Source organism: Burkholderia sp. F1, from assembly GCF_050813845.1.
Classification (GTDB): Bacteria; Pseudomonadota; Gammaproteobacteria; order Burkholderiales; family Burkholderiaceae; genus Burkholderia; species Burkholderia ubonensis.
Genome location: NZ_CP172421.1, coordinates 1,183,860 through 1,205,037, shown reverse-complemented (window position 1 = coordinate 1,205,037; position 21,178 = coordinate 1,183,860). Strand labels below are relative to the sequence as shown.

Below are 21,178 nucleotides of genomic sequence, written 5' to 3'. Positions count from 1 at the left end.
ACTGAACCCCGGAAGTTGGACGGTTCAAGAATGCTGGGCCAAGAAGGGCTGAGTTCTGTACTGCACAGGACTCAGCCCTTTTAGTTTCAGCCGGATACGTTCGTGGTTGTAGTAATGGATGTACTGCTGGATCCCAGCCTGTAGCTGTTCAACGCTGTCGAACTCGTTCAAGTGGAAGAACTCTGCCTTGAGCGTACCAAAGAAGCTTTCCATCGCGGCATTGTCCAGGCAGTTGCCCTTGCGCGACATGCTCTGGCGAATCGCCCGCTGATCCAGCAGTCTTCGATAGGCAGCCATCTGGTACTGCCATCCTTGATCGGAATGCAGCAGAGGGCGCTCGCCTTGCCCGAGACGGGAGAACGCTTTGCTCAGCATGCTTCCAACCAGATCGAAGGTCGGCTGGACAGCACTCTGCCAGGCAATGATCTCCCCGTTATACAGATCCATCACCGGCGACAGGTATAGCTTGCGGCCTTTCACGTTGAATTCGGTGACATCCGTGACCCACTTCTCGTTAGGTCGCTGCGCCTTGAATTGCCGGTTGAGCAGGTTCGGGGCAACACGGCCTACCGTTCCTCGATAGGAGCGGTACTTCTTCGGCCGCACCAGCGACTTCAAGCCGAGCTGAACCATCAAGCGCCGAACCAGTTTGTGATTGATCTGTTCTCCAGCCTGTCGGACTACCGCCGTGATACGCCGATAGCCATACCGGCCCCGGTGGGACTCGTAGATCGCACGGATGCGTTGCTTGAGCCCGGCGTAACGATCTCCGGCTTGAAGCGCTTTCTGCTGGTAGTAAAAAGTACTGCGCGCCAATCCCGCTACGTCCAGCAGGATGGCCAATGCATGGTCTTGCCTCAATTCGAGCACTACTTGCGCTTTGCGCGTCGTGTCTGACGTTGCTCCGCCCGAATCAAGGCATCGAGTTTTTTTAGATAGGCCACCTCCGCGCGCAGGTATTCGTTCTCCTTGAGCAATTGCTCGCGGGTACGGGTATCCGATTCGGCGTCCGACGGCGTAGGTTCGGTAGGCGGTAAAGTCGACATCTTGTTGGGGCGGCGCCCCTTGGGGCGCGGTAACAGGGCTGGGAAACCGCCGTCATGATACTGGCGTTCCCAACGGGCAAGTGCTCCAGGATCTCGGATGCCCAGTATCGCCTGCATCTGCGTACGGGACAGATTCTCTCGCTGCATACGCTCCAGCGCCTCACGCTTGAATTGCGCGCTGTACTCGCTGTGACCCTTGCGGCGCAGCCCATCAATACCGTGCAGTTTGTACTCCGCAACCCACTGCCGCGCCAAGGTTCGGCCCACCCCATGGGCCTGGGCCAAGGCTCTGAAGCCTATCCCTCCCGCCAAATACTGCTTCACTACTTTGAGCTTTAATCGCTCGTCGTGCTTCAACATGAAAAAACCCCAAGGGTCGGACCTATGTCCAACTCCGGGGGTTCAGTTCAGCCAGCGCAAGCCGGGTCGGGCCTTCGTACGAAGCGGGACGCGCGTCGCGCGCGGCGCTCAGACGGCCATCGGCGCGGTCAGCGGCTCATGATGCCGGTAGCCGACGAGCGAGAAGTCGGACGGCTCGACCTTCTCCAGCCATTCGGGCGCGTACACGCCCGTCTGCGCGTACTCCGGCACGCGATCGGCGATCAGGAGCCGCGGGCTCTCGTACGGCTCGCGCGCGAGCTGCTGCTGCAGCATGTCGAGCTGGTTCTCGTAGATGTGCGCGTCGCCGATGAAATACGTGAACCAGCGCGGCGTATACCCGGTCAGCCGGCCGACGAGCGCCAGCAGCGCCGCCCCTTCCGTCAGGTTGAACGGCGTGCCGAGTCCGACGTCGTTGCTGCGGATGTACAGGCACAGCGAGATCTCGCGCTTCGCAACGTTCGGCAGGAACTGGTACAGCAGATGGCAGGCCGGCAGCGCGATCTCGTCGAGCACCGCCGGATTCCACCCGTGGAACAGGATGCGGCGGTCGCCCGGGTTCTGCATGATCGTGTCGAGACACTGGCGCAGCTGGTCGATCGCCTTGTACAACAGCACCTTCGGCGCGCCGTCCTCGTCGAAACGCGTGACGATCCGAAAGCCGCGGCTGGTCGCGTCGGCGATCTGCGCGTCGGCGCCCGCGTCGAGCACCTTGTAGCCGGGCCACCGGCGCCATTGCACGCCGTACACGTCGCCGAGATCGTCGACGCCCTGCCGGTACGGATTCGCGAGCCATTGCGCGTTCTCGTTCGCGTTGGCGTCCCACACCTTGCAGCCGAGCGCGCGGAAATCGGCGGCGCTGCGCGACGCGCGCAGGAAGCCGACCAGCTCGCCGATCGCGGACTTGAACGCGAGCTTCTTCGTCGTCACGGCCGGAAAGCCTTGCTGGAGGTCGAAGCGCAGCATCGCGCCGGGCATGCTGATGGTGCGGATGCCCGTGCGGTTCTCCTGCCAGGTGCCGGTGTCGAGAATGGTGCGAACGAGATCGAGATACTGTTTCATGCGGGTTCCTTCGGCCGCGAGGGCGGCCGCACCCGCCAATTCTAGCAAGCGTGCCGCGGAAGCTCCGGCAGCGGCGCCGAGAACCCGGCCAGCGCGGCATCGCCGCGCTCGCGCATCCCGTGCGCACACATCAGCCGGTACAGCGTGACGCGCGACACGCCAAGCTCGCGCGCCGCGTCGGCGAACCGGCCCCGATGCCGCAGCAGCGCATGCTCGATCGCGTGCCGCTCCGCCGCCTCGCGCGCCTCGACCAGCGACACCGGCGCCAGCACCGCATAGTCGCCCAGCTCGAGATCCGCCGCGGTGATCGTCCGGCCTTCCGACATCACGATCGCGCGGCGCACACGGTTGATCAGCTCGCGCACGTTGCCCGGCCAGGCATAGCCGTACAGCCCCGCGATCGCGTCGGGCGAAAAGCCGCGCAGGCGGCGGTGCGAATCGCCCTTGAAGCGTTCGAGCATGTGCCGCGCGAGCACCTCGATGTCCTTGCCGCGCGCGCGCAGCGGCGGCTCCTCGATCTTCAGCACGCACAGCCGGTGGAACAGGTCCTCGCGAAAACGCCCTTCGCGCATCGCCGCCACGAGATCGACATGGGTCGCGCAGATCACCCGCACGTCGACCGGAATCGAGGCGTGCGCGCCGAGCCGCTCGATCTTGCCTTCCTGCAGGAAGCGCAGCAGGCTCGCCTGGCTTTCCAGCGGCAGGTCGCCGATCTCGTCGAGGAACAGCGTGCCGCCGTGCGCAGCCTCGACGCGACCGGTCTTGCGCTGGTTCGCGCCAGTGAACGCGCCGCGTTCGTAGCCGAACAGCTCGGCCTGCAGCAGCGTCGACGGAATCGCGCCGCAGTTGATCGCGACGAACGGCGCCTGCGCGCGCGGCGAGCGCTCGTGGATCGCGACGGCCGTCAGCTCCTTGCCGGTGCCCGACTCGCCCGAGATGAACACCGGCGCATCGGTCGTCGCGACCCGGCGAATCATCTTGAAGAGCGCGAGCATCGCCTCGCAGGTGCCGACCATCTCGCCTTCGCCGCGCCCGGCGCCCGGCTGCGGCGTGACCGGATCGGTCAGCGCGACCATCCCGTGCGCATGGCCGATCGTCTCGACGATGCGCGACGTCTCGAACGGCATCGTCACGTAATCGAAGCAGTAGTCGCGAATCACGTGCCGCAGCGCGGCGTCCTGGAGCTGGCCGCGCTGCGTGGCGGCAATCCAGCCGATGCGCGGAATCGTCAGGCAGGGCTCGAGTTCGCGCAGGTCGCCCGGCCTGAAGCCCGACGAGAAATCGAGCAGCCCGGCCGTCGCGACGCCCTGCTGCACGACGCGCCGCACATCGCGGACGGTGTCCGCGAGATCGACACGCCACCCGCGCCTGTCGAAGTGCCCACGCAATGCATCACTCGGCTCCCGTGAAAAATAGATCACATGCCGTGTCTCGGCTTCCATATGCTCCCCCGTTCATCAACCGTCCAATGATTGCCGTTGCACGTCAAGTCACGTGCCCAAAGGATCGAATCGGGTCCACGCCCAGGGGTCGGCTCGATTCGCCATTCCAATGCAAGGCGACGCCATGCCTCGCACGATGGCGCTCGTCAATGTCGCGGATGGCCCGCGACTTCTTAGCGTGTCGTTGTTTTGATGAAACCAGCTTAGTTACGGGCGACGAATAAGACAAACCGATTTCAGCGCCTCGCCCCGTGACCGACGATCGGCCGCGCTCGGCATGCGGCATTCCTCTGCATATAGCCGCATGCGTTCGCGCGCTTTTCACGTCGACACTTAGCGTTGATTTTCAACCCTGCTGCGGATTGCTTGAATCCGCAGTATTCCCAAGTGCCTCCGTTTCAGGCCTGAAACATTTTTCCCGCGTTTTCGCGAGCGATTCGCAACGCCGATTTGCGAGCCGCAATCGCGACAACGGTCTGCGGTCGATGGCATGCAATTCGCAGAATACCCGGCACACCGGAGACATGCCATGCGACACCTCCTTAGCCTCTCTCTCGCCTCGACGGCGATCGCGCTCGCAGCCGCGTGCCTGCCGATCGTGGCAGCCGCCCAGGAAGCCACGCAACCGGACGAGCCGGTCGCAACGTTTGCGTCCCCGCTCGCCGACGCTACGTGGATGAAGCGTTATGTGCCGCTCGACGAGGACACGCTCGGCAGGCAGCGCGGCCGCGCGCCGGGCGTCGTGACGGTCTCGGCGCCCCAACTGGGGTCCGGCGGTGCGTCGGTCACGCTGTGGGACGAAATCGTGCCCCCTGCCCCGATGCCGATTCCGGTCGACGCGCAGCGCGCGATGCAAGGCAACAACGCGAGCTATACGCGCAAGTAACCGACACCGACACTCGTCGATCGATGCGTCAACCGAGGGATCCGCCATGAACGTTCCGCTGTTTTCGCTTGGCCGTCCGACGCTCGCCGCGCTGTGCGCGGCGCTCACCGGCATCGCATGCAGCCCGGCATCCGCACAGGCGCAAGTCGTCAACCCGGGCGACATCATCGTGATGCGCGACATCACGCCCCGCGTCGCCTACGACAACGTGCCGAAGGATCAGGATCGCGTTCTCGTGCGCGCGACGACGTTCCCGGCCAATACCTTCAATCCGATGATGGCGACGATGGTGTCCGATATCGATCTCACGAACGCGCACGGCTCGAACGGCGTCGCGGCCGGCGGCATCCTTGGCGACACGGGAATGCAGGCCATCACACGCACGCTCGCGGGTGATGCGGGCGGCGGCGCGATCGTGCGCGGCGCGATCGGCGGCGCGCCGACGCCGACGGGCGGCATCGGCGGCATGATCTCGAGCTCGGTGACGGGCGCACTGGCCCCGCTGACGAGCGCACTGGGAGCGGTGAAATGAGCGCACGCACGCTACGCGCTCCGCTCGCGCTCGCGTTGCTTGCCGCGCTCGCCGCCCACGGCGCACTCGCGCAAGGCACGCCGGTCGTCAGCGGCAACGCGACGATCGCAACCGGCGCAGGCAACGGCGCGACCGGCGCCATCACGATCAACGAAACGGCCGGCCTCGACAATGCGCAGAGCAATCAGCTCGCGCTCGGCGCCGGCTACGTCGGCCTCACGCAATCGGCCACCGCGCATGCGCAAGTCGGCAATACGACGACGCGCATCGACGGCTCGGCCTTTTCGAATATCTCAGGCGCATTGATGGTGAACCAGAGCGCAGGGGCGGGAAATCTTCAGCGCAACAGCACCGTGCTCGGCACGCTGGGCGCGGAAGTGAGGGCTGTCTCGGATACCGAACTATCCGAGGCAGCCCCAGGACACGGAGGACCGGGACTCCCGGTGGGCGGGCGGGGTATGCCCGAGGCGTCGATTAGCGGCGACGCTTTCAAGCATATCAGCGGCATCGTGCAAGTCAACCAGACCTCCGGCGCCGGTAATGCGACGGCAAACAGTTTTGTGCTCCGTCCCCCGGCGGGCACTCTTTTTAATTAAGCCATCACCGTAACGGAGCGTACTATGAAGCGCACTCTCATCGCAGCGGCGGTCCTCTTGACAGCGGCCGGTTCCGTCTATGCCGCCCCGCCGAAGGCATTTCTGTTCAATACGACCGGCGTGACCGAAACGGTCGGCATTCGCGGCTGGGTCCGGATCTTCGGATGCGTGACCGTGACCAGCACGGCGGGCGCGGTCATCAACAACAACCAGACCGTGATGCTCCCCGAAGGGACGTCGCTCGACCCGAACTATCACAGCTACTCGATGGGTGCAGTCACGACGACCTTCAACAACGAGGACAAGAACGTCTCGGTAACGGGCAGCTCGTCGTTCTCGTCGAACGAGTCGTTCAGGAAGATGTCGTCGTCGAAGTCGAGCGAATCGCGCTCGTCGTCGCACGATTCGCTCAGCGTGACGGCATGGGCGTCGGGCGAAAACGAGAAGTCGCAGGGGAGCCACGACTCGCAGCACTCTTCGTCGTCGACGGACACGAGCGCCAGCAGCGGCCACAAGGCCGTCGCGGGCGTGCTGACGGTCACGGTCGCCGCGTCCGCCAGCGAAAGCGAGACGCATACCCACACCGGCAACCGCCGCAACGGCGGCAGCAGCGAGGACCAGAACTTCAACGGCAGCCTCTATGTGGCAGGCGCAGCCGGCGTCGCGTGGGACAACGCATCGTCGAAGAGCAAGTCGCACACCGACATGTCGAGCGCGTCGTGGAACAAGAGCGAGTCGGAAAGCGAATCCGGGTACAAGGCACGCGTGCATCACGACCAGATGGCGTCGACCGAATCGTCGAGCAAGTCGTACGAGAAGAGCAAGTCCGAAACGTTCTCGAAGAGCAAGTCGTGGAGCTACAACGTCGACCTCGACAAGACCGACGTGACGACGACGGGGAGCGTCACGCACTACGTCGACACCCGCCATGCGGGCGTGCTGAACGCGGGCACCGGAGCCAACGCCGCCACCGGCGTCACCGGCAACCTCGGCGTGAACGTCGCGGAAGGCATCGACAACGCGCAGAGCAACGACGTCTCGCTCGCGTCGGTCGATATCGGCAACGTGTTCGGCAATGCGCAGATCTTCAGCAGCCAGTCGTCGGCAGGCTCAGCCAGCGTCAACAACTTCAAGCTGAACGCCACGGTCGGCGACGGCTCGCTGTCGAATGTGTCCGGCAACGTCGGCGTCAACGTCGCGTCGGGCATCGGCAACGTGCAGAACAACAGCCTGGCCGGTTCCGTGACGACCGTCAATGCGACACAAGCGCAGACGGTCGCGATGGTGGCGACCGACGACAACACGCAGAACGCGGCGGCGGCGGCGAGCGGACGCTTCGAAGGCAGCGCGACGCTCGGCGCGAACACGCTGCATAACGCGACCGGCAACATCGGCGTGAACATCGCCGGCGGCGTCGGCAACCTGCAGCACAACGGTCTCGCGATCGCGGCGCTCAACAACGGTCACTGATCGTTGCAACCGGGGGGGAATGCGCGCCGTGCCGCCTGTCGTGGGGCGCGGCGCGCAGCAGGAGAACAGCATGTACGGGGAACGTGGGCAAAGGTCGCTGCGCATTGCCGTCGCCTTCGCAAGCGGTGTCTGGTGCGCGGCAGCGGTTGCGCAATCGAGCATCGATGCGTCGACGCTCGTGGGCGTGCCGCTCACGAAGCATCTGCAATCGATTCGCGACCTGCGCTATCGCGACGTCGTCAATCAGCAATTCGACTTCAGCTGCGGCTCGGCCGCGCTTGCGACGCTGCTCAAGTACGGCTACGGCATCGACATTCCGGAAACCGAATTGATCCGGCGGATGATGGCGTTCTCGACGCCCGAAGTCGTGGTCAAGAACGGCTTCTCGATGCTCGACATGAAGAAGTTCGTCGAAACGCTGGGCCTGCACGGCCGCGGCTTCCGGGTCGGCATCGACGCGCTGTACCACCTGCAGATTCCCGTGCTCGTGCTGATGAATCTCGACGGCTACGAGCATTTCGTGATCGTCAAGCATGCGGAAAACGGCCGGATCTTCATCGCCGATCCGGCGCTCGGCAACCGCATCGTGCTCGAACAGGATTTCGCGCAGACCTGGAACGGCCTCGTATTCGCCGTGCTGGGCAAACCGTTCAGGGAGGACTCGCCTCTTTTGCAGAACAACGAATCGCTGGCGCTGAAGTTGCGCGATCAGGCGCTCAACACGGGCTCCGCCGCGATTCCTTTCGTCGAATTCGGCTTGATCAAGGCAGACTTGTTCTGACCCGTCATGAAACGCTACCTCTCGCCGCTCTGCCTCGCATGGTGCGCCACCATGTGCGGCTACGCGAGCAGCGCCGTTGCAGCCGAGAACACGCCCGGCGCGCTCAATGCTTCACGTCCGTTCGACAATCGATTGCCTGCACTGGCCATGCAGCTCGTCGACGACGACATCCTCGCCCGCCAGACCGGCAAATATGCCGACGCGTCGATGATTTCCGGGGTCGTCGTGAACCTGGTATCCCAATGGCAGTTGCCGAACGGCGCCCTTGCGATCGCGCAAGGCACGCTGTCGGCCACCACGAATGCCGCCAACCAGCGCAGCGCGCATGTCACGACGCTCGCGAAGGTCGTCGACGGCAACGACGCGCCAAGCGGCGCCAACCCGCATGCCGTCGCCACCGGCGGGCAATCGGTATCGGTCAACGGCATCTCGCAGGTCACGCAGGTCGCGGGCAACAACAACGCCGGCACCAACGCCACCGTCATCGATTTCAACGCGCAAAACCCGTCGTCGGCCCCGCTGCCCGGCTCGACGTCCAACACGAGCGCGTTCGCGACCGATACGTCGGGCACGGTGAAGGCCGGGGTCTCGTTCACCGGCAACGGGGTCTCGCTCGCCTTGCAGACGCCCGCCGGGCTCGCTACCCAGTCGATCAATCCGGCAGCCAAGCAGCAGGCCGGCTCGATCGCGCAACTGTTGCAGATCGCCGGCAATCGGCAGGTCGTCTCGAACCAGTTGCAGATCCTGTTGCAGACGCAACAGATGTCACCCGAGACGCTCCGTCAGATGGGCGTCCTGCAGGCGCTGCGAAACAGCGCCCTCTTGAGGAGATGACAGGCGGCGCGCGAGCCGCACCTGCGTACTTGCACCGCTTGCGTGTGCAGTATCAAGCGGCCGCGGAGCGGACCCCTTGGTCCGTTTCGCAGCCGTTCCATCCGGGGGGAAGGAAATGTCTCACAAGTCGTCAACAGATCAGCCGCGCGCCGCGCTTGCCGCCATTCCGGCCGCGGTTCTCTGCTTCGTTTTCATGCAATGCGCCCACGCACAGGCGCTCGCCGACCAATCGCTCGAACAACGGCTCAACACACTGATGAAAGTCGTCGATGAACAGCAGCGCAAGATCGACGCGCTCGAACGCCAGGTCGTCGATCTCGAGATGGCGCGTCGCGGGCGCGGCGAACCGGGTGGCCCCGGCGAAGCCGCGCCCGCGACGCTGATGTCGCAGTACACGCCGGTTACGCCCGCGCCCGGCGAAGGCACCGGCACCGCGACCGGCGTGCCGGTCAATCCGCCGCCGCCCGCGGGCTCGGGCACCGCCGAAACGGGCGCGCCCGGCGCGATCGGCACCACGCAGAAGGCCGCGGAACCCACTCGCACGGCCGCCGAGGAAGCGGTCGCGCAGCGCGAGCACGCGCCGCTGTTCGACCGGAAACTCACGATCGACTGGGGAATCAGCGATACCTATTACGACCGGCGGCAACTGCAGCTTTCCGGCTTCCTCGCGCTCGACGCGATCTTCCTCGGCAACCTGAACCTCGGCCAGACGAAGTCGCACCAGCTGATGTCCGACGTGGACGTCCGCTACGGGCTCGCCGACCGCGTCAGCGTCGACGTCGACGTGCCGTACATGTACCGCACGTCGACCTTCATCAACGGCGGCGCGGGCGGCGCGGCGAATACGCTGTCCGACACGTCGGTGAGTTCCCACGCGCTCGGCGACGTGAACTTCGGCATCTACTACCAGTTCGTGAAGGAACACGGCAGCGTGCCGGACATCGTCGGCAGCCTGCGCGTGAAGTCGCCGACCGGCACGTCGCCGTTCGGCATCAAGCTGCTGCAGTCCGACCCGAACAACACGAACCTCGTCGCGCCGAGCAAGCTGCCGACCGGCACCGGCTTCTGGAGCATCACGGCCGGCGTGTCGGCGCTGAAGACCTACGACCCGGTCGTGCTGTTCGGCAGCGTGTCCTACACATACAACGTCGCGCGCTCGTTCTCCGACATCTCTTCGGTGGTCGGCCAGACGCAGCCCGCGAAGGTGAAGCTCGGCGACATCGTCCAGTTCGGCGGCGGCGTCGCGCTCGCGTTCTCGGAGCGCGACTCGGCAAGCATCTCCTACACGATGGCAATCGAACCATCGACCCGGACGCAGGCGCCCGGCGGCGACTGGCAGCGCGTGCCGGGCAGCCAGACGACGGCGTCGACGCTGGGCTTCGGCCTCAACCATGTGTTCAACAAGCACCTGACGATGAACGCGTCGGTCGCGATCGGGCTCACGCCCGACGCGCCGAACTTCGTCGTCGGCCTGCGCTTCCCGTACACGTTCTGAAGCGCGCCACCACAGCGAGGTTATCGTGCACGACTCCCGCTCCGTCTCATCAATCCCCCCTCCGGGCATCGTGCCGCGACTGGCGATCGCGCACTCGGACGGGGCCGGGACCGGTCAGCTGCCCGCAGTCCGGCCACTCGTGTATCTGTCGCGCCATCCCGACGCGGCGCTCGTCACACATCTGCGGGAGCGGCGCTGGGACGTGCTGTGCGCGAAATCCGCGCACGAAGCACAGCGGCTCGTAAAGCCCGAGCTCGCGCATGCGGGCATCGTCGATCTCGACGGCTTCGCGCCGCGCGACATCGCCGCCCTCGAGCCGATCCTGCGCCATCAGCAAATCGGCTGGATCGCACTCGCCGATCCCGTGCGCCTCGCGGAGCCCGACATTCGCAAGCTGATTCGCCAGTGCTGCTTCGACTACGTGAAGGGGCCGCCGACGCATACGACGATCGACTATCTGGTCGGCCATGCGTACGGGATGGTGACCCTGTGCGATCTCGAGCTCGCGACCGACGTGGCGGCGACCGGCGACGACGAGATGGTCGGCACCTGCGACGCGATGCAGCAGCTGTTCCGCACGATCCGCAAGGTCGCGAACACCGACGCGACCGTGTTCATCTCCGGCGAATCCGGCACCGGCAAGGAACTGACCGCGCTCGCGATCCACGAGCGCTCGGTGCGCCGCAAGGCACCGTTCGTCGCGATCAACTGCGGCGCGATTCCGCATCACCTGCTGCAGTCCGAACTGTTCGGCTACGAGCGCGGCGCGTTCACCGGCGCGAACCAGCGCAAGGTCGGCCGCGTCGAGGCCGCGCACGGCGGCACGCTGTTCCTCGACGAGATCGGCGACATGCCGCTCGAGAGCCAGGCGAGCATGCTGCGCTTCCTGCAGGAAGGCAGGATCGAGCGGCTCGGCGGCCACGAATCGATCCCGATCGACGTGCGGATCATCTCGGCGACCCACGTCGACCTCGAGGCGGCGATGCGCGAGAGCCGGTTTCGTGCGGACCTGTTCCACCGGCTGTGCGTATTGCGCATCGACGAGCCGCCGCTGCGCGCGCGCGGCAAGGACATCGAACTGCTCGCGCATCATGTGCTGCTGAAATTCCGCAGCGACGGCGCGCGCAAGATCCGCGGCTTCACGCCTTGCGCGGTCGAGTCGATGTACAACTATCCGTGGCCGGGCAACGTGCGCGAACTGATCAACCGGATCCGCCGCGCGATCGTGATGGCCGACAGCCGGCTGATCTCGGCGGCCGATCTCGATCTCGGACAGTACACGGCGCAGCAATCGACGACGCTTGCGGAAGCCCGCGAACACGCGGAGAAACGCGCGATCGAAGCGGCGCTGCTGCGCCACCGGCACCGGCTCGCGGAAGCGGCCGCGGAGCTCGGCATTTCGCGCGTCACGCTCTACCGGCTGATGGGCGCGCACGGGTTGCGCGACCCGTCCGGCGCCGAGCAGCACTCGGCGGCGAGCGACGACGAGCACGGACAATAGGCGCGCACGCATGCGCGACGTCGTGCATGCGTGGCGTCCGGCAGCGCGGCCCGCGCCGCTGCGCGCCGGTGTGCGCTGCGCCCGGCGCATGCCCTCAATCCGGTAGAATCGGCGCCATTCCGGCTTTCCCCTTTCTCCCCTCACATGACGACGCTGACCCTGATCGTCGCGCGCGCCCGCAATGGCATCATCGGCCGCGACAACCAGTTGCCCTGGAAACTTCCGGAGGATCTCGCCTTCTTCAAGCGCACGACGATGGGCGCGCCGATCGTGATGGGCCGCAAGACCCACGAATCGATCGGCCGGCCGCTGCCGGGGCGCCGCAACATCGTCGTCACGCGCGACGCGTCGCGCCGCTTCGACGGCTGCGACACCGTCACGTCGCTCGCCGACGCGCTCGCGCTCGCCGCGCGCGACGGCGCGCCCGAAGCGTTCCTGATCGGCGGCGCGCAGCTCTATGCGGAAGGCCTCGCGCTCGCCGACAAGCTGGTCGTCACCGAGATCGACGCCGACTTCGACGGCGACGCGTCGTTCCCCGCACCCGATCCCGCGCACTGGCAGGAAGTGTCGCGCGATCCGCACCAGGCCGCCGCGCCGAACACGTTCGGCTACGCGTTCGTCGTCTACGAGAAAAAGCGCGGCTGACGCGCGCTCATGAAAAAGCCCGGTGCAGTTCAGAACTGCACCGGGCTTTTCTTGTCGTGACCCCCGCCTGGACGGCGCGGGCCACGCGACGCGGCTTACTGCCCGGCGATCGTCATCTGCTCGATCAGCACCGAGCCGGTTTCCTTCGTGCCGCGCACGATCGAGTCCGCGCCGATCGCGACGACGCGCCGGAACATCTCCTGCAGCGTGCTCGCGACCGTGATCTCCTCGACCGGGTACTGGATCACGCCGTTCTCGACCCAGAACCCCGCCGCGCCGCGCGAATAGTCGCCCGTCACGTAGTTCACGCCCTGCCCCATCAGCTCGGTCAGCAACAGGCCCGTGCCGAGCTTCTTCAGCATCGCGTCGAAATCGTCGCCCGACTGCGTGTTGCTGCTGCGCAGCGCGAGGTTGTGCGAGCCGCCGGCGTTGCCGGTCGTCTGCGTGCCGAGCTTGCGCGCCGAGTAGGTCGACAGGAAATAGCCCTCGACCACGCCATCCTTGACGACGCTGCGCGCGCGCGTGCGCACGCCTTCCTCGTCGAACGGCGCGCTGCCCATCGCGCGCGGCACGTGCGGATCCTCGACGATCTGCACGTGCGGCGCGAACACCGGCTTGCCGAGGCTGTCGACGAGGAACGAGGTCTTGCGGTACAGCGCGCCGCCGCTCACCGCCTGCACGAACGCGCCGAGCAGCCCGGCCGCGAGCGGCGCCTCGAACAGCACCGGCACCTTGCGGGTGTCGAGGCGGCGCGCGCCCATCCGCGCGAGCGCGCGCTCGGCCGCATAGCGCCCGACCGCTTCCGGCGCCGCGAGGTCGGCCGCGCTGCGCTTCGACGTGTACCAGTCGTCGCGCTGCATGTGGCGGCCGCTGCCGGCGATCGGCGCGCATGCGATGTAGTGGCGCGAATACGGGTAGCCGGCGAGGAAGCCGCGCGACGTCGCGAGCACGAATTGCGAATGCTGCGCGGACACGCTCGCGCCTTCCGAATTGCGGATCTGCGGGCTGACCGCGAACGCGGCGTCTTCCGCGCGGCGGGCGATCTCGACCGCGTCGTCGGCGGACAGCTCCCACGGGTGGTAGAGGTCGAGGTCGCGCGGCGCCGTCTCGAGCAGCTCGGCTTCGGCGAGCCCGGCCGCATCGTCCTCGGCGGTGAAGCGTGCGATGTTGTACGCGGCGGCGACGGTGTCCTTGATCGCGGCCGGCGAGAAATCCGACGTGCTCGCATTGCCGCGCTTCTTGCCGATGAACACGGTCACGCCGACCATCTTGTCGCGGTTGTGCTCGATCGTCTCGACCTCGCCGCGGCGCACCGACACCGACAGGCCGTCGCCTTCGGAGATTTCGGTCGCGGCGTCCGACGCGCCGAGCGCCTTCGCGTGCCGGAGGATGTCCGAGGCGATTTCTTTCAGCTGATCCTGCGTATGCGGGAAATAGCGCGCTTGGGTGTCGAGATTGGCAGCCATCTTCGTTTTATCCGGTGACGGGCTCGCGGCCCGCGTGTTCAAAATGTCGTGTCCCGCGATCATATCAGTGTGCGCCGGGCCGCGAACGCAGCGAGCGTTGCGGGCCGTTTCATTTCAGGGCCAGGATACCGGAACGGAGAAGCTGGGGGCGGCCGCGGCGCGATACAATGCCGCCCATGACACGCAAAACCCGTATTCAGCCGATCGAGCACGCCGACGACGACGCCGGCCACGGCTACGATCGCCCCAGCAAATCCCAGTTGAAGCGCGACATGCACGCGCTGCAGGAACTCGGCCAGGCGCTCGTCGACCTGCCGAAGGATGCGCTCAAGCGCATGCCGATGCCCGAAGACCTCGGTGATGCGGTGCGCGAAGCGCGCCGCATCACCGATCACGAAGGCAAGCGCCGCCAGCTCCAGTACGTCGGCCGCGTGATGCGCTCGCTGACCGACGACGAGACGGCCGCGCTGCGCACCGCGCTCGACGCGCAGCGCGGCGTGAACAAGGCCGCGACGGCCCGCCTGCACTGGATCGAACGCACCCGCGAGCAGCTGCTGGCCGACGACGACGCGCTGACGGAATTCGTGCGCCAGCATCCGGACGCCGACGTGCAGGAAGGCCGCACGCTGATCCGCAATGCCCGCAGGGAGGCGCAGCAGAACAAGCCGCCGCGCTACTTCCGCGAGCTGTTCCAATGGATCAAGACCGCGAGCGGCACGCCCGGCGCGGACGACGAGGAAGACGAGTCCGCCGGAGAGGATCATGGCGACGAAGCGTAACCACCCCGACGAGCTGGTGGTCGGCCTCGTGTCGATCAGCGACCGCGCGAGCACCGGCGTCTACGAGGACAAGGGCATTCCGGCGCTGCAGGACTGGCTCGCCGCCGCGCTGAGCTCGCCGTGGCGCGCCGAGACGCGGCTGATCCAGGACGACGCCGCGACGATCTCCGCGACGCTCGTCGAGCTGGTCGACGCGGCCGGCTGCGACCTCGTGCTGACGACGGGCGGCACCGGCCCGGCGCGCCGCGACGTGACGCCCGAGGCGACGCTCGCGGTGGCGACGAAGGAAATGCCGGGATTCGGCGAGCAGATGCGGCAGATCAGCCTGAATTTCGTGCCGACCGCGATCCTGTCGCGGCAGGTCGCGGTGATCCGCGAGACGGCCGACCATGCGGCGCTGATCATCAACCTGCCGGGCCAGCCGAAATCGATCAAGGAAACCCTCGAAGGGCTGCGCGACGCGGACGGCCGGACCACCGTGCCCGGCATCTTCGCCGCGGTGCCCTACTGCGTCGACCTGATCGGCGGCCCGTACATCGAGACCGACGCCGCGGTGGTCGCGGCGTTCCGGCCGAAGAGCGCGCAGCGCGCGCCGCGCTGACGCGGTGCGCCTGAGCGAGCCGGCCCGCTCAGGCGGCCGGCGCGGATTCGCCGGCCGGCGCCGGCGTGGCCGGGATCAGGAAATGCTCGCGGTAGTACTTCAGCTCGTCGATCGACTCGTGGATGTCGGCCAGCGCCGTATGCATCGCACGCTTCTGGAAGCCCTTGTAGATCGCCGGCTGCCAGCGGCGGCACAGCTCCTTGAGCGTGCTGACGTCGAGGTTGCGGTAGTGGAAGAAGCGCTCGAAGTCCGGCATCCAGCGCGCCATGAAGCGGCGGTCCTGGCAGATCGAGTTGCCGCACATCGGCGACTTGCCGGGCGATACGTACTGCGCGAGGAATGCCTGGAGCTGCGCGGCGGCGTCCGCTTCCGTCACGGTCGACGCGCGCACGCGGTCGATCAGGCCCGAGCGGCCATGCGTGCCCTTGTTCCAGTCGTCCATCTTCGCGAGCGTCGCATCGCTCTGATGAATCGCGAACACCGGGCCTTCGACCGCGATCTCGAGCGTCGAATTGGTCACGACGACCGCGATCTCGATGATGCGGTCGTTATCCGGGTCGAGGCCCGTCATTTCCATGTCGAGCCAGACGAGGTTCAACTCGTTGCGCACGAGTTCGGGCTGGCTGGCGGAAGCGGGGGTATCGGTCATGAGTCATCCTGGAAAATGGCGGACGGCGCGCGGCGCCGCCCCGGCGGCCGGTTTCGCGTCAGCGGGCCCGGTCCGCAAGAACATATAATTCTCGCATAGAACCCTTTGGCGCCTTCGATGTCACCTTTTTCGTTCACCCTGCTGTTCGCGCTCGCCGTGCTCGCGATGGTCGTCACCAAGCTGTGGCTCGCGTCGCGGCAGGTCCGCTTCGTCGCCGCGCACCGCAACCGCGTCCCTGCCCGCTTCAGCGCGACCATCCCGCTGTCCGCGCACCAGCGCGCGGCCGACTACACCGTCGAGCGCACCCGGCTGACGATGCTCGAGATCGTCGTCAGCGCGGCCGTACTGGTCGGTCTCACGCTGCTCGGCGGCGTCGGCGCGCTCGATGCGCTGCTGTCCGGCTGGCTCGGCCGCGGCTACGGGCAGCAGGTCGCGCTCGTCGCGGCGGTGTTCGCGATCACGAGCGTGGTCGACGTGCCGTTCGAGTATTACCGCCAGTTCGGCATCGAGCAGCGCTTCGGCTTCAACCGGATGGCCAAGCGCCTGTTCTTCACCGACATGCTGAAGAACATGCTGCTCGGCGCCGCGCTCGGCCTGCCGCTGCTGTTCGTCGTGCTGTGGCTGATGAACCAGGCCGGCAGCCTGTGGTGGCTGTGGACGTGGATCGTCTGGGTTGCATTCCAGATGCTCGTGCTGCTGATCTACCCGAGCTTCATCGCCCCGCTCTTCAACAAGTTCGAGCCGCTGAAGGACGACGCGCTGCGCGAGCGCATCGAGTCTCTGATGAAGCGCTGCGGCTTCGCGGCAAAGGGCCTGTTCGTGATGGACGGCAGCCGCCGGTCCGCACACGGAAACGCTTACTTCACCGGCTTCGGCTCATCGAAGCGGATCGTGTTCTTCGACACGCTGCTCGCGCGCCTGTCCGGCGAGGAGATCGAGGCCGTGCTCGCGCACGAGCTCGGCCATTTCAAGCGCCGCCACGTGATGAAGCGCATGCTCGTGTCGTTCGTGCTGAGCCTCGCGCTGCTCGCGCTGCTCGGCTGGCTCGCGCAGCGCGTGTGGTTCTACACGGGGCTCGGCGTCACGCCGTCGCTCGACTCCAGCAACGCCGGCGCGGCGCTCGTGCTGTTCTTCCTCGCGATCCCCGTGTTCCTGTTCTTTGCGACGCCGATCGGCAGCCTCACGTCGCGCAAGCACGAATTCGAGGCGGACGCGTTCGCCGCCAGCCAGACCGACGCGCAGGATCTCGTCAGCGCGCTCGTGAAGCTGTACGAGGACAACGCGTCGACGCTGACGCCCGACCCGGTCTACACGGCCTTCTACTATTCGCACCCGCCCGCGTCGCAGCGGATCGACCGGCTGCTGCAGCGCGCATGAGCCGGCCGACCTCCCCCCGCAAGCCGGCCCCGCGCGCCTCGGGCGCGGAACGCGCCGAAGGCCGCGTGATCGCGGCGCATGGCCGCCACTACATCGTCGCGCCCGACGAAGGCGGCCCGATGCTGCAGTGCTTCCCGCGCGGCAAGAAGAGCGACGTCGCGGTCGGCGACCGCGTCGCCTACGAGCGCACGTCCGCCGACCAGGGCGTGATCGTCGAGATCGGCGAGCGCCGCAACCTGCTGTATCGCTCCGACCAGTTCAAGTCGAAGCTGTTCGCGGCCAACCTCGACCAGCTGCTGATCGTGCTTGCGACCGAGCCCTATTTCAGCGAGGACCTGCTCGGGCGTGCGCTGATTGCCGCCGAGGCGAACGACCTGAAGCCGCTCGTCGTGCTGAACAAGATCGACGTCGAGGCCGCGCTGCCGGTCGCCCGCGAACGGCTCGCGCCGTATCGCGCGCTCGGCTACGATGTGCTGGAGCTCTCGGTCAAGGGCGCGCCCGACGATGCCCGCGCGCAGCTGCTGCCGCATCTGGCGGGCCATTCGACGATCCTGCTCGGCCAGTCGGGAATGGGCAAGTCGACGCTCGTGAACCTGCTCGTGCCCGACGCCGAAGCCGCGACCCGCGAGATCTCGGCGGCGCTGAACAGCGGCCGGCACACGACGACGTTTACGCGACTCTATCCGCTGCCCGGCAGCGACGGCGCGCTGATCGATTCGCCGGGCTTCCAGGAATTCGGCCTCTATCATCTGACGGAAGGGCGCCTCGAGCGCGCGTTTCCGGAGTTCCGCCCGCTGCTCGCGGACTGCCGTTTCTATAATTGTCATCATCTGCACGAGCCGGGCTGCGCGATCCTTGAAGCCGTCGCCGACGGCCGCATCGTGCCGTCGCGGCACGCGTTGTACGCGCAACTGGTGCACGAGGCGAGCCAGGTCGTGCGTTGACGTCCGGACGGTGCGCACGGGGTGCCCTCCCCTGCGCAATGCCCATTGCCCGGCCATTACCGACAGGAGCCATGATGCGTTTCAAGGCGCCGGATCTCGCGACCGCGCAGCATTGGGCCAACGTCCTCGAGGCGGCCGGCATCGGCTGCGAGCTGCACAACCGCTATGCGACGGGCGCGCTCGGCGGCCTGCCGGCCGACGCATGCGCGCCCGAAGTGTGGCTCGACGACGAACGCGACGAAGCGCTTGCGCGGCGCCTCCTCGACGCCGCGTCGCGCGGCCCGGCGGCCGGCGCGACACCCTGGCGCTGCCCGCAGTGCGGCGAGTCGCTCGAAGCGCAATTTACCGCCTGCTGGCATTGCGGCGCGGCGCGCGACCCGCGCGACGGCTGAGGCACAGCAAAAAGGCCGGCGTCGAGCCGGCCTTGTGCATTCCGTTCCGGGCCCTGCTTCAGGACACCCAGACCGCGATCGTCAGCATCAGCAGCAGGATCATCCACAGAATCACCGCGCGCCACACGAGGCCGACCGCCGACTGCAGCGTGCGCGGCGTGCAATCGTCGCCCACCGTCAACGGGCCGCTGTCGCCGACCGCCAGCGCGTCGAGACTCGACGGCTCGGCGAGCGGCCCGGCCAGCCGCGCGCCGAGCGCGCCGCTGCCCGCTGCCAGCAGCACGCCGTCGTTCGGGTCGGGCCACTGGCGTGTGTGGTTGCGCCACGCGTAGATCGCATCCTCGAAGTTGCCGACGATGGCGAAGCCCAGCGCAGTCAGCCGCGAGGGCACCCAGTCGATCACGAAGAACGCGCGCTGGGCGAACGTCGAGAAGGCGGCGGTGCGATCGTCGGCCTGCGCCGACCAGCTGCGCGCCAGGTATTCGGAAATGCGATACAGCACCGCGCCTGCCGGGCCGACCGGCAGCACGTACCAGAAGAACACGCCGAACACGTGGCGATGCGATGCGACGACCGCATGGATCAGCGTGTGGCGAACGATCTCGCCGACCGGCATGTCGACCGTGTCGATGCCCGTCCACTCGTGCAGGATTTCGCGCGCGCGCGGCACGTCGTCGTTGTTGAGCGCGAGATGGATATCGGTGAAGTAATGGCTGAACTGGCGGAAGCCCAGCGTGAAATACACGACGGCGACGTTCCACAGGAAGGCGAGCACGAAGCTCACCTTGTACAGCAGGAAATAGATCAGCGCGACGACCAGCACCCACGGCAGCACGACCGCGAGCCAGGCAAGGATGCCGTGCTTCTGCTTGCCTGCGTCGAGGCCATGCGCGACGGTTTCCGCATGAAACTGAAACAGGGCGAACACCGGATTGCTCGGCGACAACGCGCGGACCTGTTCGATGATGAGGGCGAGAAGAACCGAAAAGAAAGTCATGCGTAGCGCCGTCTTCGGGTTATGTCATTTTTTGCATAACGATAGCACAGCGTAAGCCGGGCATGGCTGCCGACGCCCACGGCCAGGGGCCGGCCGCGGGCGCGGAACGGCGCGCGCGATCATTTCGCGACCAAGAAGCGGTACAGATTGCGCAACATGGCGGCAGTTGCGCCCCAGATGAAGTAATCGCCGCCCCCGTCGCCGCGCGGATAAGGCATCGCAAAAAAACGACGCTCGCCGCCGTCCCAATGGAATATGCGGATCTGATGGTTCGCCGGATTCATCAGGAACGCGAGTGGCACCTCGAAGATCTCGGCGACTTCGAACGTGTCCGCCTGCACCGTGAAGGGTGGATGCACGAGACCGACGACCGGCGTCACGCAAAAGCCGGTGCCCGTCAGGTAGTCCGGCAACGCGCCGAGGATCTCGACCTGCTCGCCGGCGAGCCCGATCTCCTCCTTCGCCTCGCGCAACGCCGTCGCGGTCGCGTCACGGTCGAACGGCTCGCGCCGGCCGCCGGGAAAGCTGACCTGTCCGGCATGGTCGTTCAGGTGATCGGCACGCTGCGTGAGCAGCACGGTCAGGCCGGCTTCACGGACGACGAGCGGCACGAGCACGGCCGCGCTGCGCGGATCGACGCCTTCCAGGATGCGGGATTCGAAGGGTTCGACGGTCCATTCAAGCTGACGGGCAAAGCGGTCGCGCATGCCGGATGGCGTCATCCGTTCGCGATCGATGGGCGGCAGGCCGGCGCTGGTGCCTTCGACCGGCAGCACTTCGGGATCGATGATGAGGCGGCGAGTCAACGGGGGCTCTCTTGATTCGAGTCGATATGAGCGTATTGTCGCGCCAGAATGAAAAAAGCACCCGGGTGGGTGCTTTTTCCTTACAGCTCTTACGCCTGGGCAGCTGCGGTGCGATCCTTCGACACCAGCTTTTCCTTGATTCGAGCCGACTTGCCCGAACGCTCGCGCAGGTAGTACAGCTTCGCGCGACGCACGTCGCCGCGACGCTTCACGACGATGCTCGCCAGCAGCGGCGAGTAGGTCTGGAACGTACGCTCAACGCCTTCGCCCGACGAGATCTTGCGGACGATGAACGCCGAGTTGAGGCCACGGTTGCGCTTCGCGATCACGACGCCTTCGTAAGCCTGAACGCGCTTGCGGTTACCTTCAACCACGTTCACGTTCACGATCACCGTGTCGCCCGGGGCGAATTCGGGGATCGTCTTGCCTGCGAGCGCGCGCTCGATTTCTTCCTGCTCAAGCTTTGCAATCAGATTCATCACTGACTCCTAAAACCATC

Annotated in this window: 21 protein-coding genes and 1 pseudogene; 14 read left to right on the top strand and 8 right to left on the bottom strand. The window is 66.5% G+C overall.

Annotation, left to right across the window (positions count from 1 at the left end):
* Window positions 1-24: 24 nt before the first annotated feature.
* The 3 genes from ACFIMZ_RS05880 to ACFIMZ_RS05870 form a co-directional block, all read right to left on the bottom strand.
* A protein-coding gene (locus ACFIMZ_RS05880) for an IS3 family transposase (RefSeq protein WP_431819772.1) occupies window positions 25-1,406 on the bottom strand; the annotation gives its coding sequence in 2 pieces (ribosomal slippage) (window positions 25-926 and window positions 926-1,406; 1,383 coding nt in all).
* Between the two features lie 108 nt (window positions 1,407-1,514).
* Window positions 1,515-2,486, bottom strand: a complete 972-nt coding sequence (locus tag ACFIMZ_RS05875) for a thymidylate synthase (protein ID WP_431821808.1) — start codon at window positions 2,484-2,486, stop codon at window positions 1,515-1,517.
* Between the two features lie 41 nt (window positions 2,487-2,527).
* On the bottom strand, window positions 2,528-3,928 hold the full coding sequence (locus ACFIMZ_RS05870; RefSeq protein ID WP_431821807.1) for a sigma 54-interacting transcriptional regulator: 1,401 nt from the start codon (window positions 3,926-3,928) through the stop codon (window positions 2,528-2,530).
* 529 nt (window positions 3,929-4,457) lie between these two features.
* Here ACFIMZ_RS05870 and ACFIMZ_RS05865 point away from each other — a divergent pair.
* From ACFIMZ_RS05865 to ACFIMZ_RS05825, 9 genes and pseudogenes are all read left to right on the top strand, one after another.
* Window positions 4,458-4,814, top strand: coding sequence for a hypothetical protein (locus ACFIMZ_RS05865; RefSeq protein WP_431821806.1), 357 nt, complete (start codon window positions 4,458-4,460; stop codon window positions 4,812-4,814).
* A gap of 46 nt (window positions 4,815-4,860) precedes the next feature.
* Entirely contained in the window at window positions 4,861-5,346 is a 486-nt protein-coding gene (locus ACFIMZ_RS05860; protein WP_431821805.1) for a hypothetical protein, read from the top strand.
* Window positions 5,343-5,942: a hypothetical protein gene (locus tag ACFIMZ_RS05855; protein WP_431821804.1), complete on the top strand. Its 600-nt coding sequence runs from the start codon at window positions 5,343-5,345 to the stop codon at window positions 5,940-5,942. The genes ACFIMZ_RS05860 and ACFIMZ_RS05855 overlap by 4 nt, the downstream gene beginning before the upstream one ends.
* 24 nt (window positions 5,943-5,966) lie before the next feature.
* Window positions 5,967-7,412: a cell wall anchor protein gene (locus ACFIMZ_RS05850; protein WP_431821803.1), complete on the top strand. Its 1,446-nt coding sequence runs from the start codon at window positions 5,967-5,969 to the stop codon at window positions 7,410-7,412.
* Between the two features lie 70 nt (window positions 7,413-7,482).
* Window positions 7,483-8,193 carry a C39 family peptidase gene (locus ACFIMZ_RS05845; protein WP_431821802.1) on the top strand — a complete coding sequence of 237 codons (711 nt, stop codon included), beginning with the start codon at window positions 7,483-7,485 and terminating at the stop codon, window positions 8,191-8,193.
* Window positions 8,194-8,199: 6 nt separating this feature from the next.
* Window positions 8,200-9,027 (top strand): peptidase C39, encoded by an 828-nt coding sequence (locus ACFIMZ_RS05840; protein ID WP_431821801.1) that lies wholly within the window; start codon window positions 8,200-8,202, stop codon window positions 9,025-9,027.
* A gap of 115 nt (window positions 9,028-9,142) precedes the next feature.
* Window positions 9,143-10,522 carry a hypothetical protein gene (locus ACFIMZ_RS05835; RefSeq protein ID WP_431821800.1) on the top strand — a complete coding sequence of 460 codons (1,380 nt, stop codon included), beginning with the start codon at window positions 9,143-9,145 and terminating at the stop codon, window positions 10,520-10,522.
* 124 nt (window positions 10,523-10,646) lie between these two features.
* Window positions 10,647-12,023 (top strand): annotated as a pseudogene (locus tag ACFIMZ_RS05830) (sigma 54-interacting transcriptional regulator); the annotation flags it as partial.
* Window positions 12,024-12,167: 144 nt separating this feature from the next.
* On the top strand, window positions 12,168-12,668 hold the full coding sequence (locus tag ACFIMZ_RS05825) for a dihydrofolate reductase (protein ID WP_431821799.1): 501 nt from the start codon (window positions 12,168-12,170) through the stop codon (window positions 12,666-12,668).
* 95 nt (window positions 12,669-12,763) lie between these two features.
* Here the strand turns inward: ACFIMZ_RS05825 and pmbA are convergent, their stop codons facing one another.
* Window positions 12,764-14,134, bottom strand: a complete 1,371-nt coding sequence (gene pmbA / locus ACFIMZ_RS05820) for a metalloprotease PmbA (protein WP_431821798.1) — start codon at window positions 14,132-14,134, stop codon at window positions 12,764-12,766.
* A 176-nt stretch (window positions 14,135-14,310) separates the two neighbouring features.
* On the opposite strand from pmbA, the gene yjgA reads away from it, so the two are divergent.
* A complete protein-coding gene (gene yjgA / locus ACFIMZ_RS05815) occupies window positions 14,311-14,913 on the top strand; it encodes a ribosome biogenesis factor YjgA (protein ID WP_431821797.1) in 603 nt (200 codons plus the stop codon).
* On the top strand, window positions 14,897-15,514 hold the full coding sequence (gene mog, locus ACFIMZ_RS05810) for a molybdopterin adenylyltransferase (protein WP_431821796.1): 618 nt from the start codon (window positions 14,897-14,899) through the stop codon (window positions 15,512-15,514). The genes yjgA and mog overlap by 17 nt, the downstream gene beginning before the upstream one ends.
* A gap of 28 nt (window positions 15,515-15,542) precedes the next feature.
* Here mog and orn read toward each other — a convergent pair whose 3' ends face one another.
* Complete coding sequence (gene orn, locus ACFIMZ_RS05805) at window positions 15,543-16,163, bottom strand: oligoribonuclease (protein WP_431821795.1); 621 nt, start codon at window positions 16,161-16,163, stop codon at window positions 15,543-15,545.
* A gap of 117 nt (window positions 16,164-16,280) precedes the next feature.
* On the opposite strand from orn, the gene ACFIMZ_RS05800 reads away from it, so the two are divergent.
* The 3 genes from ACFIMZ_RS05800 to ACFIMZ_RS05790 all read left to right on the top strand — a co-directional run bounded on the left by ACFIMZ_RS05800 (window position 16,281) and on the right by ACFIMZ_RS05790 (window position 18,876).
* The gene (locus tag ACFIMZ_RS05800) at window positions 16,281-17,540 is read left to right on the top strand and encodes a M48 family metallopeptidase (RefSeq protein WP_431821794.1); all 1,260 of its coding nucleotides are present in this window, start codon (window positions 16,281-16,283) and stop codon (window positions 17,538-17,540) included.
* On the top strand, window positions 17,537-18,484 hold the full coding sequence (rsgA, locus tag ACFIMZ_RS05795) for a ribosome small subunit-dependent GTPase A (protein WP_431821793.1): 948 nt from the start codon (window positions 17,537-17,539) through the stop codon (window positions 18,482-18,484). The genes ACFIMZ_RS05800 and rsgA overlap by 4 nt, the downstream gene beginning before the upstream one ends.
* Before the next feature lie 74 nt (window positions 18,485-18,558).
* Window positions 18,559-18,876, top strand: coding sequence for a DUF2007 domain-containing protein (locus tag ACFIMZ_RS05790; RefSeq protein WP_431822430.1), 318 nt, complete (start codon window positions 18,559-18,561; stop codon window positions 18,874-18,876).
* A 58-nt stretch (window positions 18,877-18,934) separates the two neighbouring features.
* On the opposite strand, the gene ACFIMZ_RS05785 is transcribed toward ACFIMZ_RS05790, so the two are convergent.
* The 3 genes from ACFIMZ_RS05785 to rplS form a co-directional block, all read right to left on the bottom strand.
* Complete coding sequence (locus ACFIMZ_RS05785; RefSeq protein ID WP_431821792.1) at window positions 18,935-19,873, bottom strand: CobD/CbiB family protein; 939 nt, start codon at window positions 19,871-19,873, stop codon at window positions 18,935-18,937.
* Window positions 19,874-19,992: 119 nt separating this feature from the next.
* The gene (locus ACFIMZ_RS05780) at window positions 19,993-20,679 is read right to left on the bottom strand and encodes a CoA pyrophosphatase (RefSeq protein ID WP_431821791.1); all 687 of its coding nucleotides are present in this window, start codon (window positions 20,677-20,679) and stop codon (window positions 19,993-19,995) included.
* A gap of 89 nt (window positions 20,680-20,768) precedes the next feature.
* Complete coding sequence (gene rplS / locus ACFIMZ_RS05775) at window positions 20,769-21,158, bottom strand: 50S ribosomal protein L19 (RefSeq protein WP_042583436.1); 390 nt, start codon at window positions 21,156-21,158, stop codon at window positions 20,769-20,771.
* Window positions 21,159-21,178: the final 20 nt, after the last annotated feature.

What these genes read in the sequence shown, in the direction of transcription:
- ACFIMZ_RS05875 (WP_431821808.1), bottom strand. Translation starts at nt 2,486, where the DNA reads ATGAAACAGTATCTCGATCTCGTTCGCACCATTCTCGACACCGGCACC.
- ACFIMZ_RS05870 (WP_431821807.1), bottom strand. Translation starts at nt 3,928, where the DNA reads ATGGAAGCCGAGACACGGCATGTGATCTATTTTTCACGGGAGCCGAGT.
- ACFIMZ_RS05865 (WP_431821806.1), top strand. Translation starts at nt 4,458, where the DNA reads ATGCGACACCTCCTTAGCCTCTCTCTCGCCTCGACGGCGATCGCGCTC.
- ACFIMZ_RS05860 (WP_431821805.1), top strand. Translation starts at nt 4,861, where the DNA reads ATGAACGTTCCGCTGTTTTCGCTTGGCCGTCCGACGCTCGCCGCGCTG.
- ACFIMZ_RS05855 (WP_431821804.1), top strand. Translation starts at nt 5,343, where the DNA reads ATGAGCGCACGCACGCTACGCGCTCCGCTCGCGCTCGCGTTGCTTGCC.
- ACFIMZ_RS05850 (WP_431821803.1), top strand. Translation starts at nt 5,967, where the DNA reads ATGAAGCGCACTCTCATCGCAGCGGCGGTCCTCTTGACAGCGGCCGGT.
- ACFIMZ_RS05845 (WP_431821802.1), top strand. Translation starts at nt 7,483, where the DNA reads ATGTACGGGGAACGTGGGCAAAGGTCGCTGCGCATTGCCGTCGCCTTC.
- ACFIMZ_RS05840 (WP_431821801.1), top strand. Translation starts at nt 8,200, where the DNA reads ATGAAACGCTACCTCTCGCCGCTCTGCCTCGCATGGTGCGCCACCATG.
- ACFIMZ_RS05835 (WP_431821800.1), top strand. Translation starts at nt 9,143, where the DNA reads ATGTCTCACAAGTCGTCAACAGATCAGCCGCGCGCCGCGCTTGCCGCC.
- ACFIMZ_RS05825 (WP_431821799.1), top strand. Translation starts at nt 12,168, where the DNA reads ATGACGACGCTGACCCTGATCGTCGCGCGCGCCCGCAATGGCATCATC.
- pmbA (WP_431821798.1), bottom strand. Translation starts at nt 14,134, where the DNA reads ATGGCTGCCAATCTCGACACCCAAGCGCGCTATTTCCCGCATACGCAG.
- yjgA (WP_431821797.1), top strand. Translation starts at nt 14,311, where the DNA reads ATGACACGCAAAACCCGTATTCAGCCGATCGAGCACGCCGACGACGAC.
- mog (WP_431821796.1), top strand. Translation starts at nt 14,897, where the DNA reads ATGGCGACGAAGCGTAACCACCCCGACGAGCTGGTGGTCGGCCTCGTG.
- orn (WP_431821795.1), bottom strand. Translation starts at nt 16,163, where the DNA reads ATGACCGATACCCCCGCTTCCGCCAGCCAGCCCGAACTCGTGCGCAAC.
- ACFIMZ_RS05800 (WP_431821794.1), top strand. Translation starts at nt 16,281, where the DNA reads ATGTCACCTTTTTCGTTCACCCTGCTGTTCGCGCTCGCCGTGCTCGCG.
- rsgA (WP_431821793.1), top strand. Translation starts at nt 17,537, where the DNA reads ATGAGCCGGCCGACCTCCCCCCGCAAGCCGGCCCCGCGCGCCTCGGGC.
- ACFIMZ_RS05790 (WP_431822430.1), top strand. Translation starts at nt 18,559, where the DNA reads ATGCGTTTCAAGGCGCCGGATCTCGCGACCGCGCAGCATTGGGCCAAC.
- ACFIMZ_RS05785 (WP_431821792.1), bottom strand. Translation starts at nt 19,873, where the DNA reads ATGACTTTCTTTTCGGTTCTTCTCGCCCTCATCATCGAACAGGTCCGC.
- rplS (WP_042583436.1), bottom strand. Translation starts at nt 21,158, where the DNA reads ATGAATCTGATTGCAAAGCTTGAGCAGGAAGAAATCGAGCGCGCGCTC.